General features: G+C 72.0%; 10 protein-coding genes. 3 read left to right on the top strand and 7 right to left on the bottom strand.

What is annotated here, in order from left to right:
- The first annotated feature begins 30 nt into the window (after positions 1-30).
- Both ACP4J3_RS31860 and ACP4J3_RS31855 read left to right on the top strand, forming a co-directional pair.
- Positions 31-1,488 (top strand): NCS2 family permease, encoded by a 1,458-nt coding sequence (locus ACP4J3_RS31860; RefSeq protein ID WP_426539582.1) that lies wholly within the window; start codon positions 31-33, stop codon positions 1,486-1,488.
- A gap of 52 nt (positions 1,489-1,540) precedes the next feature.
- Positions 1,541-2,695, top strand: a complete 1,155-nt coding sequence (locus tag ACP4J3_RS31855) for an XdhC family protein (RefSeq protein WP_426539581.1) — start codon at positions 1,541-1,543, stop codon at positions 2,693-2,695.
- A gap of 15 nt (positions 2,696-2,710) precedes the next feature.
- Here ACP4J3_RS31855 and ACP4J3_RS31850 read toward each other — a convergent pair whose 3' ends face one another.
- From ACP4J3_RS31850 to ACP4J3_RS31820, 7 genes are all read right to left on the bottom strand, one after another.
- Positions 2,711-3,151, bottom strand: coding sequence for an SRPBCC family protein (locus tag ACP4J3_RS31850; RefSeq protein WP_426539580.1), 441 nt, complete (start codon positions 3,149-3,151; stop codon positions 2,711-2,713).
- Between the two features lie 76 nt (positions 3,152-3,227).
- Positions 3,228-4,637 (bottom strand): family 43 glycosylhydrolase, encoded by a 1,410-nt coding sequence (locus ACP4J3_RS31845; protein ID WP_426539696.1) that lies wholly within the window; start codon positions 4,635-4,637, stop codon positions 3,228-3,230.
- A 68-nt stretch (positions 4,638-4,705) separates the two neighbouring features.
- Entirely contained in the window at positions 4,706-6,205 is a 1,500-nt protein-coding gene (locus ACP4J3_RS31840; RefSeq protein ID WP_426539579.1) for a family 43 glycosylhydrolase, read from the bottom strand.
- A gap of 117 nt (positions 6,206-6,322) precedes the next feature.
- The gene (locus tag ACP4J3_RS31835; protein ID WP_426539578.1) at positions 6,323-8,992 is read right to left on the bottom strand and encodes a SpoIIE family protein phosphatase; all 2,670 of its coding nucleotides are present in this window, start codon (positions 8,990-8,992) and stop codon (positions 6,323-6,325) included.
- A 281-nt stretch (positions 8,993-9,273) separates the two neighbouring features.
- Positions 9,274-10,410, bottom strand: coding sequence for a PP2C family protein-serine/threonine phosphatase (locus ACP4J3_RS31830; protein WP_426539577.1), 1,137 nt, complete (start codon positions 10,408-10,410; stop codon positions 9,274-9,276).
- A 103-nt stretch (positions 10,411-10,513) separates the two neighbouring features.
- A complete protein-coding gene (locus tag ACP4J3_RS31825; RefSeq protein WP_426539576.1) occupies positions 10,514-11,293 on the bottom strand; it encodes an IclR family transcriptional regulator in 780 nt (259 codons plus the stop codon).
- A gap of 343 nt (positions 11,294-11,636) precedes the next feature.
- Positions 11,637-13,706, bottom strand: a complete 2,070-nt coding sequence (locus ACP4J3_RS31820; protein ID WP_426539575.1) for a SpoIIE family protein phosphatase — start codon at positions 13,704-13,706, stop codon at positions 11,637-11,639.
- Positions 13,707-13,915: 209 nt separating this feature from the next.
- Here ACP4J3_RS31820 and ACP4J3_RS31815 point away from each other — a divergent pair, with 209 nt between their 5' ends.
- Positions 13,916-16,387, top strand: coding sequence for a SpoIIE family protein phosphatase (locus ACP4J3_RS31815; protein ID WP_426539574.1), 2,472 nt, complete (start codon positions 13,916-13,918; stop codon positions 16,385-16,387).
- Positions 16,388-16,561 lie beyond the last annotated feature (174 nt).

Below are 16,561 nucleotides of genomic sequence, written 5' to 3'. Positions count from 1 at the left end.
TGCCCCTATGAACCTTGGGAGTAGGCCCACATGACCCAGCAGTCACTGGAGCCGACGACCACTGCCGAAGACGCGGGAGAAGGCACCCGCGTCCCCGCCGGCAGGTCGTGGCTCGACCGGTACTTTCACATATCCAAGCGGGGATCCTCGGTCGCGCGCGAGGTGCGCGGCGGCGTCACCACCTTCATGGCGATGGCGTACATCCTCCTGCTCAACCCCTTGATCCTGTCCGGCAAGGACGCGGCGGGCGACACCCTCGCCCAGAAGGCCCTGATCACCGCGACCGCGTTCGCGGCGGCCGTCACCACGCTGCTGATGGGCTTCTTCGGCAAGGTGCCGCTCGCCCTCGCCGCCGGCCTGTCCGTCTCCGGCGTGCTCGCCTCGCAGGTCGCCCCGCAGATGACCTGGCCGCAGGCCATGGGCATGTGTGTGATGTACGGCGTGGTCATCATGCTGCTGGTCGTCACCGGCCTGCGCGAGATGATCATGAACGCGATCCCCCTCGCGCTCAAGCACGCCATCACCATGGGCATCGGCCTCTTCGTCGCCCTGATCGGCTTCTACAAGGCCGGCTTCGTGCACCAGGGCGAGGCCACCCCGGTCACCCTCGGCCCGGCCGGCGAACTGGCCGGCTGGCCGGTGCTGCTCTTCGCGGCCACCCTGCTCGCGATCTTCATGCTCCAGGCGCGCGGCATCCCCGGCGCGATCCTGATCGGCATCATCGGCGGCACCGTCCTCGCCGTCGTCCTCAACGCCCTCGACGTCATCGACCCCAAGCAGTGGGCCAGCGGCACCCCCGAACTGCACGGCAGCGCGGTGTCCATGCCCGACTTCTCGATCTTCGGCAATGTCGAGTTCGGCGGCTGGGGCGAGGTCGGCGCCATGACGGTCGGCATGATCGTGTTCACCCTGGTGCTCGCCGGGTTCTTCGACGCGATGGCCACCATCATCGGCGTCGGCACCGAGGCCAAGCTCGCCGACGACAAGGGACGGATGCCGGGCCTGTCCAAGGCGCTGTTCATCGACGGCGCGGGCGGCGCGATCGGCGGTGTGTCCGGCGCGTCCGGCCAGACGGTGTTCGTCGAGTCGGCGACCGGCGTGGGCGAGGGCGCCCGTACGGGCCTGTCCTCCGTCGTCACCGGTCTGTTCTTCGCGGCCTGCCTGTTCTTCACCCCGCTCACGGCGATCGTGCCGGGCGAGGTCGCGGCGGCGGCCCTGGTGGTGATCGGCGCCATGATGATGATGAACGCACGGCATGTGGACTGGGCCGACCGGGCCACCGCGATCCCGGTGTTCCTGACGGTCGTCATCATGCCGTTCACGTACTCGATCACGGCCGGTGTCGCGGCCGGCGTCATCTCGTACGTGGCCATCAAGATCGCCCAGGGCAAGGCGAGGGAGATCGGGGCATTCATGTGGGCCCTGACAGGCATCTTCCTGGTCTTCTTCGCCCTCAATCCCATTGAGAGCTGGATGGGCGTGCACTAGCCGAAATCCTGGTGACAGCCCTCCACACAACCGCTGTTAAGGAGACCGACAGATGCTGGACATCGCCGAAGAGCTGCACCGGTGGGCCGGGCAGGGACGCGACTTCGCCGTGGCCACCGTGGTGGCGGTCGGCGGCAGCGCACCCCGCCTGCCCGGCGCCGCGCTCGCGGTGGACGCCGACGGCACGGCCATCGGCTCGGTCTCCGGCGGCTGTGTGGAGGGCGCGGTCTACGAGCTGTGCGAGCAGGCGCTGCGGGACGGCGAGACGGTCCTGCAGCGCTTCGGCTACAGCGACGAGGACGCCTTCGCGGTCGGCCTGACCTGCGGGGGCGTCATCGACATCCTGGTCACTCCGGTACGGGCGCACGACCCCGCCCGCCCGGTGGTGACGGCCGCACTGGCCGCGGCGTCGGCCGGCGAGGCGGCGGCCGTGGCGCGCATCGTGGCGGGCCCCGCGGAACTGATGGGGCGCGCGCTGCTGGTCCGCCCCGACGGCACGTACGACGGCGGCTACGGCGGCCACCCCGAGCTGGACCGCACGGTCGCGGCGGAGGCGGGCGCGTTCCTGGACGCGGGCCGCACCGGCACCCTGGAGATCGGCGAACAGGGCTCGCGCTGCGGAGCCCCGCTCACGGTCCTGGTCGAGTCCTCCGTACCGCCGCCCCGGATGATCGTCTTCGGCGCGATCGACTTCGCCTCGGCCCTGGTGCGGATCGGCAAGTTCCTGAACTACCACGTGACCGTGTGCGACGCCCGCCCGGTCTTCGCGACGCGGGCCCGCTTCCCGGAGGCCGACGAGATCGTCGTGGAGTGGCCGCACAGGTACCTGGAGCGCACACAGGTGGACGCGCGGACCGTCCTGTGCGTGCTCACCCACGACGCCAAGTTCGACGTACCGCTGTTGCGGTCGGCGTTGCGGTTGCCGGTCGCGTACGTCGGAGCGATGGGCTCGCGCCGCACCCACCTGGACCGCAACGAGCGCCTGCGTGAAGTCGGCGTCACCGAGCTGGAGCTGGCCCGGCTCAGGTCGCCCATCGGCCTGGACCTCGGCGCCCGGACCCCCGAGGAGACGGCCCTGTCCATCGCGTCGGAGATCGTCGCGGCCCGGCGCGGGGGCAGCGGGGTCTCGCTGACGGGGGCGCACACGCCGATCCACCACGAGGAGCCGCAGGACACCTCGCCCTTGCGGATCCCGCCCGCCGCCTAGGCAGATCAGTCGGAGTCACGCCCGCCGCAGCAGCCGATTCACCGCCCGTCCGAACACCGCCCGAGCCGTCCGCTCCACCACCCCGTCGAGCGCCCCGGGCAGGAACCGCACGCGCAACTCCTCCCGCCACAGCACCCGTGCCCGCCCGCCCGGCCCGGGCAGCACCTCGATCTCGGCCCAGCCCGTGAGCACCCGCCCCCGCTTCTCCAACCGGCACAGCCCCGGAGTGTCGTCCCCCGGCGGCCGCCACACCGTCACCTCCATCGGGTCGTCGAAGGAGAGGGGACCGATGCCGGAGCGGGCGATGAAGCGGGTGCCCTCGCGGGTCGGTTCGGGGGTGGTCACACGGACGCGGGTCAGCGGGACGACGTCGGCATGGCGGGGCCACTCCGTCAGGCGGCGCCACGCCTCGGGGAGGGGGAGCGGGACCGTGCGCTGAAGGAGGAAGTTCGCCACGGAGGTGATCTTACGGAACGGTTCTGCGGGATCCGGGCCGCACGGATGACCGGCCCGGATCCCGTTCCTCACCGGATCACTGGGCGTAGAACGTGGCGTCCGCCCGGTCCGTCGCGGTGCTCGGTGTCTGGAGGTACATCAGGTACTCGTAGTGCCTGAGATAGCGGCCCGCGTAGTTGTACGACTCGTAGGAGACCCCCGCCGAGTCGGCCAGCCCGGCCCGCTGGTGGAAGCTCGCGTCGGACGCGAACGTCGCCGTGCCGTCGTTCTTCTCCACCCTCACCTCGAAGTTCTTGTGCCGCAGGTAGTAGCCGGGGAAGTTGGTGGACTCCAGGGAGACGGTGCCGCTGCCGGCCAGGCCGGTGACCATGCGGAACTGCGAGTCCGCGAGCGGCGAGACATTCGCCTCGATGCGGGCGCGGTACTCCCAGTGCCGGATGAACCGGTCCGCGAAGTTGTACGACGACAGGCGCTGCGGCGTGACCCCGTCGGCCACCGGGATGCCGAAGTCGGGGGTGCCGTCGGCCTTCCAGTACAGCTTCTGGAAGCGGGTGCGGCGGTTGGGGTCGCTGAGCGGGTCGCCGCTGATGTTCTTGTAGTCGCGGTCGTGGTAGACGAGGATGTCCGACTTGCCGTCCTCGGAGACGGTGAAACTGTTGTGACCGGGACCGTACTGGCCGGTGGCGTCGTTGCTCTTGAAGACCGGCGAGGGGTTCTTGGTCCAGGACGCCGGGTTCATCAGGTCGGCCGTGGCGTCGGCGGTCAGCAGGCCGAGGCAGTAGTTGGCGTCGGTGGCGCTCGCGGAGAAGGTCATGAAGACCTTGCTGCCGTGCTGGATGAAGGCCGGGCCCTCGTTGACGGTCGCGCCGACCTTCTCCCAGGCGTGGGTGGGCCGGGCGATCATCACGGGGCTGCCGGTGATGGTCCATGGGCTGGACATCCGGGCCAGGTAGATGTTGGTGCCCGCGCCGACGGCGGGGTCGTGCTGCGCCCAGCTGAGGTAGCGGGTGCCGTTGTGCACGAACGTCGTGGCGTCGAGCGAGAAGGTGTCCAGGGGCAGGGAGATGCGGCCCTTCTCGGTCCAGGTGCCGGTGAGCGGGTTGGCGGAGCTGGACTCCAGGACGTACGGGCGGATCCGCCACTTGTCGTTGGACCAGCCGGCGGTGAAGTAGATGTACCACTTGCCGTCGATGAAGTGGATCTCCGGGGCCCAGATGTGGGCGCCCATCTCACCGCTCGCGTGCTTGGTCCAGATCGTGGTCTCCGGGGCGGTGGAGAGCCCCTGAAGAGTGGTGGCCCGGCGCATGACGATCTTGTCGTACGCAGGGACGGTCGCCGTGAAGTAGTAGAAGCCGTCGGTGTGCTTGAAGATGTGTGGATCGGCGCGCTGCAGAGCGATCGGGTTGGTGAAGGTCACGGCGGGGGAGGCGGGCACGGCGGCCCGGGCGGCGGGACCGGGCCCGGCGAGGCAGGCCGCGAGGGCCATCAGGACGGCCGTGAGCAGCCGCAGGGCGTTGCGTCTCAAGGTGGTTCTCCAGTACGGGAGTTGGAAGGTCAGGTCGTGGGGACGAGGCGCCACTGCTGGCAGTTGTTGTTCAGCCAGGTCCACTGGCGTACGTCGGCGCCGTTCGCGGTGGAGCAGTCGGCGACGTCGGCGACCTTGCCGGTGGACTCGTTGACGATCCGGACGTGGTCGCCGCTCGCGGTGAACACCAGCCGGTAGCGCTGGCACTTGTTGTTGAGCCAGGACCACTGCCGGATGCCGGCGCCGTCGGCGGCGGAGCACTCGGCGGTGTCCATCACCTTGCCGGTCGCGACGCTGACCAGCCGGTTGGTGTCGTCGCCGAGGTCCTCGACCCGCCACTTCTGGTTGGCCCCGCCGTTGCAGCTCCACTGGAGGATGTTCGTGCCGTCGGCGGTGTTGCCGCCGCTCACGTCCAGGCACTTGCCGCTGTTGCGGTTGACGAGGGTGTACGACGTCGGCGTCGCGGCCGTCTCGCCGGACGGGCCGGGCCGGGTGGCGCCGAGGGCTACGGGGGCGCCGAAGTCCGGGGTGCCGTCGGCGTTCCAGGTGAACTCCTGGGCACGGGTGGTGCGTCCGTTGCCGCAGCCGCCGTTCGACGCGGAGTTGGCGTGGTAGACGATCCAGTTCTCGGTGCCGTCGGGGGAGGTGAAGAAGCCGTTGTGGCCGGGGCCGTACACGCTGTTGGCGGCACTGCGCTGGAAGACCGGGGTCTGCTTCTTGGTCCAGGAGGCCGGGTTCAGCGGGTCGGAGCCGGTCAGCTCCAGCTGGCCGAGTTTGTAGTCGGGGGTCCCGCAGAAGCTCGCGGAGTAGGTGAGGAAGGTGCGGCCGCCCCGGTACAGCGGCTCGGGGCCCTCGTTGACCGGGTTGCCGGAGCGCTCCCAGTCCAGGGTCGGGCTGGAGATGATCGTGAAGGTGTTGCTCGCGAGGGTGTACGGGTTGCTCAGCGGGGCGATGACCAGGCTCTGCGTACTGCCGTTGATGAACCCGCTGCCCAGCAGATACAGCCTGTTGTTCGCCCGCAGCACGCTCGCGTCGATCAGCCAGCCGCCCGGCGTGAGATTGGATCCGGTCAGCGAGCCCTTGTAGGTGTACGGCCCCATCGGGTCCGTCCCGGCGCTCTCCAGCACATGCGTGCGCTGGGAGTCGCAGCAGGCGACGCCGCCCTGGCCAGCCGAGTAGTACACGTACCAGTGGCCGTCGATCAGATGCATCTCCGGCGCCCAGAAGTTGGTGTTGCGGGTCGGCGTGGTGTCCGACCACACCTGGACGTTGGGCGCGGTGGCGAGACCCGCGAGCGTCGGCGACTTGCGGATGCCGAGGATGCCGGTGAACGTCGTGGTGATCAGGTAGTAGTTGCCGTCGTGGTACTCCAGCCAGGGGTCGGCGCCCTTGAACGACTTCAGCGGGTTGGTGTACGGGCGGCCGTCGGCCGCGGATGCCGGCTGAGTGGTGGCCACCAGGGCGAGAAGGGCCGCGAGCACGCAGAGGATCAGTGATCTTCGGCGTCTCCCGAGTGGGGGATGAGACATTCGGGGCATACGAGACCGTCCCTGTCCGTAATTCCGAAATTTCGAACGTAGTTCGTGATTCCGATCGCGATGTTGGACAGAAGATAGAAGTGGGTCATGTTTCCGTCAACGGTTTCGTCACTCCGGCAGCGGCTGTTCCGTCCAGATCACCTTGCCGAGCGCCGTGTACCGCGTCCCCCACCGCTCGGCGAACTGCGCCACCAGGAACAGCCCCCGGCCGCCCTCGTCCGTCGCGGCCGCGCTGCGCAGATGCGGGGCGGTGCTGCTTCCGTCGGAGACCTCGCAGATCAGGGCGCGGTCGCGGACGAGGCGGACGCGGATGGGGCCGGTGGCGTGGCGCAGGGCGTTGGTGACCAGCTCGCTGAGGATCAGCTCGGTCGTGAACGCCTCCTCCGTCAGCCCCCACTCGTCCAGCGTCCGGGTGGCCGCCGCCCGCACCCGCGCCACGGCGGCGGGGTCGTCCGGGACGTCCCAGGCCGCCGTGCGGTCGGCGGGCAGCAGCCGGGTCCGGGCCACGACGAGGGCGACGTCGTCGCGCGGCCGCTCGGGCAGCAGGGCCCCGAGGACCGACTTGCACGTCTCCTCCGGCGTCCGGTCCCCGGTCGGCGGCGCCGCGGCCAGCGCTCCGCGCAGTTGCTCCAGCCCCTCGTCGATGTCCCGCCCCTGGTCCTCGACCAGCCCGTCCGTGTACAGCACCAGCCCGCTGCCCTCCGGCAGCCGCAGCTCGGTCGCCTCGAAGGGCAGGCTGCCGCCCAGGCCCAGCGGCGCCCCGCCGGGCACGGTCAGGAACTCGACCTCGCCGTCGGCGTGCACCAGGGCCGGTTCGAGGTGGCCGGCGCGGGAGAGGGCGCACTGCCCGGATGACGGGTCGTACACGGCGTACAGGCAGGTCGCCCCGGTGATCGGCGCTCTCTCGCCGTCGCCCTCGTCCTGGTCGATGCGGGCCACCAACTCGTCCAGATGGCCGAGGAGTTCGTCGGGCGGCAGGTCCAGGGTGGAGAAGTTGTGGACCGCCGTACGCAGCTGTCCCATGGTGGCCGCCGCGTGCAGCCCGTGCCCCACGACATCCCCCACGACCAGTGCCACCCGCGCGCCCGGCAGCGGGATGACGTCGAACCAGTCCCCGCCGACCCCGCCCTGCGCCGCCTGTGCGGGCAGATAGCGGTAGGCGACGTCGAGCGCGCTCTGCTCGGGCAGGGCCCGCGGCAGCAGGCTGCGCTGGAGGGTGACCGACAGGGTGTGCTCACGGGTGTAGCGGCGGGCGTTGTCGATGCTGACGGCGGCGCGTGCCACCAGCTCCTCGGCGAGGGAGACGTCGTCGGGCTCGAACGGCTCGGGCCGGTCGGCGCGCCAGAAGGTGGCCATGCCCATGATGACGCCGCGGGCGCGCAGCGGGACGGTGAGCATCGTGTGGATCCCGAACTCCACGATTCTGCGGGCGTTGTCGGGATCCTGCCGCTGCCAGCCGGAGAAGGCGGGCAGATCCTCCTCCAGCACGGACTCTCCCGTGCCGAAGCCGAAGGCCTGCGGGGTGCCCTTGGCGAAGTGGATCAGCTTGCCGACCGGATAGAGCGGGCTGCCCTCCCGTACGCCGTGGAAGGCGACCCGGCGCATGTCCGTACGGCCCTCCTTCGGCTCCTCGCCGCGCAGCACCGGATCGGCCAGGTCGATGGAGACGAAGTCCGCGAACCGCGGCACCGCGAACTCGGCCAGCTCCTGCGAGGTGCGCGTGACATCGAGGGTGGTGCCGATCTCCAGCCCCGCGTCGTACAGCAGCTTCAGCCGCTCCTGCGCCACATCCGCCCTGCCGGTCATCGTCCGCAGCTCGGTGGTGTCCCGCAGGGTGACCACGCTGCCGGGCGGTCCGCCGTCCCGGTCGGTCGAGCGCTGGCTGACGGCCAGCAGCTTGCCCCGCGCCAGGTGCACCTCGTCGGTGGCGTCCCGCCCGGAGCCGAACAGCCCCGCGAGGTCACTGCCGATGCCCAGGGCGATACAGGGCAGCCCCTCCGCGTCCGCCGACAGCCCGAGCAGCCGGCGCGCCTCGTCGTTCGCCAGCGCCAGCCGGCGCCGCCCGTCCATGATCAGCACGCCTTCCCGTACGGCGTGCAGGACGGCGTCGTGATGCTCGTACATCCGCGTCATCTCGGACGGCCCCAGCCCGCGCGTCTGCCGCAGCAGGCGTCGGCTGACCAGCGCGGTCCCGGCGGTGGCGAGGGCGAGCGCGGCCGCCGCCGAGCCCAGCAGCACCGGGAGCTGGTGGTCGACGATCCCGCCCACGCTGGCCAGCGTCACCCCGGCGGCCACAAGACCGACGATCCGGCCGTCGCCGTCGGTCACCGGGACCACGGCCCGCACCGACGGCCCCAGGGTCCCGGTGTACGTCTCCCGTACGACGCCGCCCTGCGCGGCCGGGGCGATGGTGCCGATGAAGTGCTTGCCGATCTGCTCCGGGTTGGGGTGGGTGTAGCGGATCCCGTCCCTGGTCATCACCACGATGAAGTCCACGTCGGTGGCCTCGCGCGCCGCCTCGGCCCGCGGCTGGAGCTCCGCGCTGGGATCCGGGCCGGCCAGGGCGTCGACCATGCCGGGCGCCTTCGCGAAGGCCTCGGCCACGGCGAGGGAGCGGTTGCCGGCCTCCCGCCTGCTGTCGGTGCGCACCTGGAGCACGAGGGCCACCACGGCGGCGACGACCAGGAGCACGACGATCGCCGCCTGCAGCACGAAGACCTGGCGGGCGACGGTGCGTGCGCTCAACAGGGAGCGCAGCCGGCCGAGGATTCCGGCCATGCCTCATTTCTACTGCATTTTCCGGGGGATGGCCCCCGGGCCGCAGCAGAAGGGACCGCGACGGCGTCAGCGATCGGCACCCGGCTCGGCGGTGCCGCTTCGGCGTCGCGTCCGTGGGCCTGCGGCGGCTTCGTGCTCCGCGGTGCCTCCAACACAGCCAACGACATCCCCGCGCCGATCACCACCGTCGAGGTGAACTCCGCGGCGTCGGACGCCTCGGCGGCGTACCGTCCCAGCAGCCCAGGGCCCAGACGGACACCCGGTCCGCGACCCTCGAACAGCTACGGCGAGCAGGACCCCACGTGGTCGCCGTCGGGTGTCCTGCAAGCCGCGGGGGCCTCCTCCGTGGCCGGCATGCGCAGGAGCAGCAGGGCCGCGTCGTCGTGGAGTCGGCCGCCCACGTGGGCCAGGAGTTCGGCGTGGAGTGCGGTGACCGTGTCCACCGGGTCGTCGCAGGTGTGCCGGGCCAGGCCCGCGGCGAGCGGATAGAACTCGCGGTCGTGGTCGCGGGCCTCGGTGACGCCGTCGGTGTAGAGCAGGAGCTGGTCCCCGTCGTCGAACGGCAGCACATGCAGCGCCGGCGTCTCGCCCGACAGGGCGCGCAGACCGAGCGGCGGGGCCGGACGGTCCGGCTCCACCGGTACGACGACGCTGTCGCGCACCAGCAGCGGCGGAGCGTGACCGCAGTTGACCACCTCGAGCCGCCCCCGCCGCGGATACCCGGCGACCACGGCGGTGACGAAGTCGTCACTGCCCAGGTTGCGCGCCAGGCTCCGCTCGATCCGCGCGACGACGTCCAGCAGCTCCGGCTCGTCATGGGCCGCCTCACGGAACACGCCGAGCACCAGGGCCGCCGTCCCCACGGCCGGCAGCCCCTTGCCGCGCACATCCCCGACGATCAGCCGGACCCCGTACGGCGTGGACACCAGGGCGTACAGATCGCCGCCGATGCGGGCCTCCGCCGCGGCGGCGCTGTAGCGGACGGCCACCTGGAACGGGCCGACCGTCGCCGGCACGGGTTGCAGCAGCGCGTGCTGGGCGGCCTCGGCGACCGAGCGGACGGCGGCCAGCACCCGCTCGCGCCGCCCGCGCAGCGCGCTGGTGACGGCGCACGCCAGGGTGACGACCAGCAGCGCGGCCAGCGCGACCGCCAGCTCACTGCCCGGCGCACCGCCCCGCAGGCCGAGGCCCACGCCCACGACGACCGAGAGCAGCCCCACGCCCAGGACGCCGCGCGGGCCGCAGGTGGTGGCGGCGAGGGCCGGTCCCGTGGCGAGCAGCGGCACCCACGCCATCCCCGATCCGCCGACGAGATCGACGAGCACGAGGGCGGAGACGATCAGTATGGGCAGTACCGGCGAGGCGGCGGTCAGCCGCCGCTGCCAATGGTCACGACCGTGGTCCTGGGCGTGGCTCATGTCTGGTCCGCTGTCCTCACCTGTGTGCGGGGCATGGATCCCGGGATATGTCCGGTTTATTCAGGAAATCGGTTCGACCCCGGATGCGACAAGGACACGGTTTTCAGATAGTGAGCGACAGGCCTCTGGTGATGCGGCTCGCGGTCGGGATCAGCCGCGCCCGGACCTCCTCCAGCCGTGCCCGCGTCTCCTCCAGGCGGGAGCGGCGGTCGGCGCGCAGCGAGACGCCGAGCGAGCCGAGGGTGGTCCCGCTGTAGACGGGCACCGCGACACAGACCGTGCCCAGGGAGTACTCCTCCATGTCCGTGACCGCCGGGGCCAGCGGCGAGGAGTCCAGCCGGCGCAGCAGCTCCGGGGGATCGGTGATGGTCCTGGGCGTGAGGTCGGCGAGCGCATGCCGGGACAGGTAGTCCTTGCGCTCCTCGTCGTCCAGCTCCCGCAGCACCGACTTGCCCAGCGCCGTGGCGTGCCCCGAGTCCTCGAACCCCACCCACAGGTCGACCCGGGGAGCGCGCGGACCGTCGACGATCTCGGCGACCCGGATCTCGCCCTCCTCGTAGAAGGTGAGGTAGGCGGCGCTCGACAGCTCGTCCCGCAGCGCGGTGAGCGTGGGCCGGACCCGGCTGAGCAGCGCCTGCGTCCGGCCCGCCGTGTGCAGCGTCTCGAGCCGCTCGCCCAGGATGAACCCGCCGTCGTCGAGCTTGCGCACATAGCCGTCGTGGACCAGCGTTCGCAGCAGGTGGTAGGCCGTGGCCAGCGGCAGCTGCGTCTCCCGGGCCAGTTGCTTGGCCGGCGCACCGTTCTCGTGCGCGCTCACCGCCTCCAGCAGGCGGAAGGCGCGCTGTACGGACCCGATCAGCGTGGGGCCGTCGCGAGCACCCATAGGACCAGCGTGCGCCGGGCGACCGGCACGGGCAAGGCGGATCGGGCGGCGGCGGGTGGCCGGGGGCATGTCCTGGCTCCGGGTGGCAGCATGCGGGAGCCGGGCCCCGGGCGCGCTCCCGAGTGCCGTGCGCTCGGGAGCGGCCCGAGCGAGGGTTGCAGCGCGACGGCGAGAGCGGCCCGGGCGCTCGCGGACCACTGCCCCGGGGTGGGTTCGCAGCGGGGGCCGGGGACGAGCTCAGCCTGTGTCGACGACGCCGGCCACCCGAAGCGCGGGGCCGCGCGGGCGCACCCTCGGAAAGGACCGAAAGGACCGAAAGGACCGAAACGGTTCCGCGGCAGCCTTACAGCACCCGAGCGACGAGCAGCGCGACATCGTCGTGGTCGTCGGGATGGCGCAGGCCGTACAGCAGCAGGTCGCAGGTCTCCTCAAGGGGCCTGGCGGGTTCGTCGAGGAAGCCGAGGAGGGCGTCCAGGCGGTCGTCGATGGGGTGGTGCCGGGTCTCGACGAGGCCATCGGTGTACAGGACCAGCAGATCGCCGGAGTGGAGATCGACCGTGGTGGTGCGGAACGTGATGCCGCCGACGCCGAGCGGGGCGCCCGTGGGCAGTTCGAGCAGCCGCGGCGGGTCGCCGGGGCGGGCCAGCGCGGGTGGCATATGGCCGGCGTTGGCGATGTGGCAGCGCCCGGTGTGCGGGTCGAACACCGCGTACAGGCAGGTGACGATGTAGTGCTCCAGATCGCAGGTGATCTTGTCCAGGTGTCTGAGCACGGCGCCCGGAGCGAGGTCGAGGTCGGCGTAGGCGCAGGTGGCGGTGCGCAGCCGGCCCATGGTGGCGGCGGCGTCGATGCCGTTGCCCATCACGTCGCCGACGACCAGCGTGGTCTTGTCGTCCTCCAGCGGAATCACGTCGTACCAGTCGCCGCCGACCTCGCTGGTGGCCTGCGCCGGCTGGTAGCGGGAGGCCAGCTCCAGGCCGGTGTGGTGCGGCGGATGGTCGGGCAGCAGGCTGCGCTGGAGGGTGAGGGCGGTGTTGCGCACGCTCTGGAACCAGCGGGCGTTGTCGATGGCCACCGCGGCCCGGCTGGCCAGCTCGCTCGCCAGGACCACGTCGTCCTCGTCGAACGGCACCGGATTGCGCGTCCGCTTGAGGTCGAGCGCGCCCAGCACCTCGCCGTGCGCGATCAACGGCACCGCGAGATAGGAGTGCACGCCCGCCCGCGCCAGCAGCGAGGTGGCCTCGGCGTCCCGGGCGATACGCCGCAGATCGTCCTCGCCGACATGCCGTACCAGCACCGGCCGGCCGGTGTGCACGCACAGCGTCACCAGCCGGTCCCCGTCGTACGCCGCGAGATCACCGGGCGGGTCGGCCGCGCGCAGGGCCACGCTGGGGTGCGCCGCCTTGAGGGCGAGGGCACGGAACAGCTCCGGGCCGTTGTCCGGCCGGCGCATCCGCCGGCACGCCAGCGCGGAGTCCAGGATGTCCACGGCGACCACGTCGGCCAGCTCCGGTGCGGCGACCTCCGCCAGCTCGTGCGCGGTGCGCTCCACCTCCAGCGTGGTGCCGACCCGGGTGGAGGCGTCGGCGATCAGGGCCAGCCGCCGGCGGGCCCGGTCGGCCTCGGCGGCCGCGCGGTGCCGCTCGGTGACGTCGACGAGCGAGATGGCCGCGCCCAGGACCCGCCCGCCGGGGTCCTCCAGCCGGTAGAAGGACAGCGACCAGGCGTGCTCGTGCTCGGGGTCGGCGGGCGGGCGGCCCACGTGGTACTGGTCGAGCAGCGGGGTTCCGGTGGTGAGGACCTGGCGCAGACACGACTCGACGGTGTCGATGTCGGGCAGCGACAGGGTCTCCCCCAGCGGGCGGCCCACATGGTTTTCGGCCGGGATGCCGTCGATGCGTTCCAGGGCCGGGTTGACCAGCAGGAAGTGCAGGTCGGGGTCGACGAGGGCGAGACCGATCGGGGACTGGTTGATCAGCCGCTCGCACAAGGCCAGATCGGTCTCCACACGCTGGAGCAGGGAGTGGTCGGCGGCGATGCCGAGGGCGTAGACGTCCCCGAGATCGTCGAGGAGCCGCATGTTGCGGAACTCCGTCAGCCGGGTACTGCCGTCCTTGTGCCGCACCGGGAAGGCACCGGCCCAACTGCGGCCGGTCTCCAGCACCTCCGTGAACAGCCGCACCACCGTCGGCAGATGCTCGGGGTGGATGAACAGCCGTGCCGCCGGCGTCCCCAGCGCCTCCTCGGCGGTGTATCCGAAGAGGTCCTCGGCCTGCGGCGTCCAGAACACGATGCGCCCGCTCGCGTCGACGACCACCGCGGCCACGCTCAGCACATCGAGCAGCCCGGTCGGCCGGGGCGGCGGCTCCGGGCCGTACCCGCCACCGTCGGACTGGAAGGACTCGGCTGTCATCACACAGCTCCTCCGCGGCCGGCAGGGCCCGCCGACCTTCCCAGCCGGGTACCACGCCTGCGACGACCTGCACCTTGATGCCCGCTCCGCCCGAGGAGCCGTCCGCAGCGGCTTCGGACGGGATCGGCGGCCTTCGGCCCGTGCACATCGCGCGGACTAGCAGGAACATGGTCGTGTAGAGGGACTTCAGGGACGCTGCGTGAGGACCCATGGATGCTCCGCGAGAAAGGCCCGACGCGCCCACGTTCGCAGAACCGCGCGCCCCCTTCGACGCGTCCAGCGACGCGGCGGCGGTGGTGTCCGGACAGGGCGTCGTGCTCGGCTGGACCCGGGCCGCGCAGGAACTCCTCGGCCTGGCCCCGTCGGAGATCGTCGGCACCTCCGCCGCCCGGTTGCTGGCGGTGCCCGGTGACCCGGTCCGGGTGGCCGGGGTCGCGGAGCGCTGCCGGGCCGGCATGGGGTGGAGCGGCCAGATCCCCGTACGGCATCGCGACGGCCACCGGATCGACGTGGACCTGCGGGTCTCCGCGTCCTTCCGGATCGGCGCCGACGAGTGCTTCCTGATCTCGGCGCGCGGGCCCCGGCGCCACTGGGAGGTGGGCCAGTCCGTCCTCGACGGCTTCCTGACCCGCTCCCCGGTCGGCATGGCCGTGATGGACACCGAGCTGCGCTACGTCTGGATCAACGACACCCTGGAGCGGTTCGGCGGCGTGCCCCGCGAACAGCGCCTCGGCCGCCGGCTCAGCGAACTGCTGCCCGGGCTGCAGGCGGACACCATCGAGGGACTGATGCGCAAGGTCCTGGAGACCGGCGTCCCGGTCACCGACTACGAGTACGTGGGCTGGAGCTGGGCCGACCCACACCGCCGGCACGCCTACTCGACGTCGTTCTTCCCCCTCGTGGACGCCGACGACTCGATCAACGGCGTCTGCTACATGGTCTCGGACGTCACCGAGCGGTGGAACGCCCGTCAGTTGCTGTCGCTGGTCAACGAGGCCGGGACACGCATCGGCACCACACTGGACGTGCTGTGGACGGCGCAGGAGCTGGCCGACTTCGCCGTGCCCCGGTTCGCCGACTTCGTCGTCGTGGACCTGCTGGAGCCCGTGCTCAGCAACGAGGGACACGGGGCGTGGCTGACCGACGCGGGCCCGGCCCCCGCCAAGCCGGTGATGCGCCGGGCCGGCATGAGCTCGGTGCGCGAGGGCTGCCCGGAGGCCGTGGCGCGGATCGGGGAACGGGTGGACTTCGTGCCGCCGCCGCACGGCGCGCATCTGCTCCTCGACGGCGACCCGATCCTCATCCCGGTCCTCGACCCGTCCGACGAACTGTGGGTCACCGAACAGCCCGAGCGGGCGGCCAGCATGCGCGAGTTCGGCCTGCACTCCCTCATCTCGGTGCCGATGCGGGCCCGCAACACCGCGCTCGGCCTCACCACGTTCGTCCGCTCGCTCAACCCCGTCTCCTTCCAGCCCGACGACGTCCTGGTCGCCCAGGAGCTGGTGGCCCGCGCGGCGCTGTGCGTCGACAACGCCCGCCGCTACACCCGCGAACACACAGCCGCCGTCACCCTCCAGCGCAGCCTGCTGCCGCATGCCCTGTCGGGCGGTACGGCCCTGGAGGTGGCCTCCTCCTACCTGCCGGCGGATCCGACGGGAGGCGTCGGCGGCGACTGGTTCGACGTCATCCCGCTGTCCGGCGCCCGCGTCGGCCTGGTCGTCGGCGACGTGGTCGGGCACGGCATCACGGCCGCGGCGACCATGGGCCGGCTGCGCACCGCCGTACAGACCCTCGCCGACATGGAGATGCCGCCCGACGAACTGCTGGCCCACCTCGACGACCTGGTGCTCCGCCTCAGCGAGGAGCGCCCCGAGGACGCCCCGGCGGACGCGGCCCGCCGCGGCACCACCGGATTCCTCGGCGCGACCTGTCTGTACGCCGTCTACGACCCGGTCACCAGGCGCTGCGCGCTGGCCCGCGCCGGACACCCGCCCCCGGTCGTCGTCGCGCCCGACGGGCAGGTCTCCTTCCCCGAACTCCCGCCCGGACCGCCGCTCGGGCTCGGCGGGATGGCGTTCGAGGTCGGCGAGATCGAACTCGCCGAGGACAGCCTGCTCGGCCTCTACACCGACGGCCTCGTCGCCGCCGCCGACCGCGACATGGAGCACGGCATGACCCGGCTCGGCGATCTGCTGTCCCGGCGGGACCTCGACCTCGACACGCTGTGCTCCACCGCGGTACGGGAGCTGGTGCCCGCGCCGCAGCCCGACGACATCGCCCTGCTCCTGGCCCGCACCCACGCCCTGGGCACCGACAACGTCGTGTCGTGGGACGTGCCCGTGGACCCGGCGGCCGTCGCCGACGTCCGCGCCCGGGCGACCCGCCAGACGCAGGCCTGGGGCTTCGGCGAACTGGCCATGACGACCGAGCTGATCGTGAGCGAGCTGGTCACCAACGCCATCCGCTACGCCGAACCCCCCATCCGCCTACGGCTGCTCCGCGACTCCCGGCTGACCTGCGAGGTCGCCGACGCCAGCAGCACCGCGCCACGCCTGCGGCACGCCCGGAGCATGGACGAGGGCGGCCGGGGCCTGTTCCTGGTGGCCCAGCTCGCCCACCGCTGGGGCGCCCGCTACACGGCCGGGGGGAAGATCATCTGGGCCGAGCAGGAGATCCCGTAGGCCTTCCGGTTCCGGGGGTGAAAGTCCCGGTTCCCGAGAGTCCCGCACAGCGCCCGCGGCGCCCGGCACACACCCTTGGCGTGCGGAACACCACAGGCACCGCACCCGACTCTCAGGACCCCTCTGGCGCCGGGTCCCGTACCCCGGCCGCAGCCGTCGTCGAGGGGAGCCACG

It is taken from the genome of Streptomyces sp. UG1 (assembly GCF_049974585.1).
In the GTDB taxonomy this organism is placed as follows: Bacteria; Actinomycetota; Actinomycetes; order Streptomycetales; family Streptomycetaceae; genus Streptomyces.
This window is presented reverse-complemented; position numbering and strand designations above follow the sequence as displayed.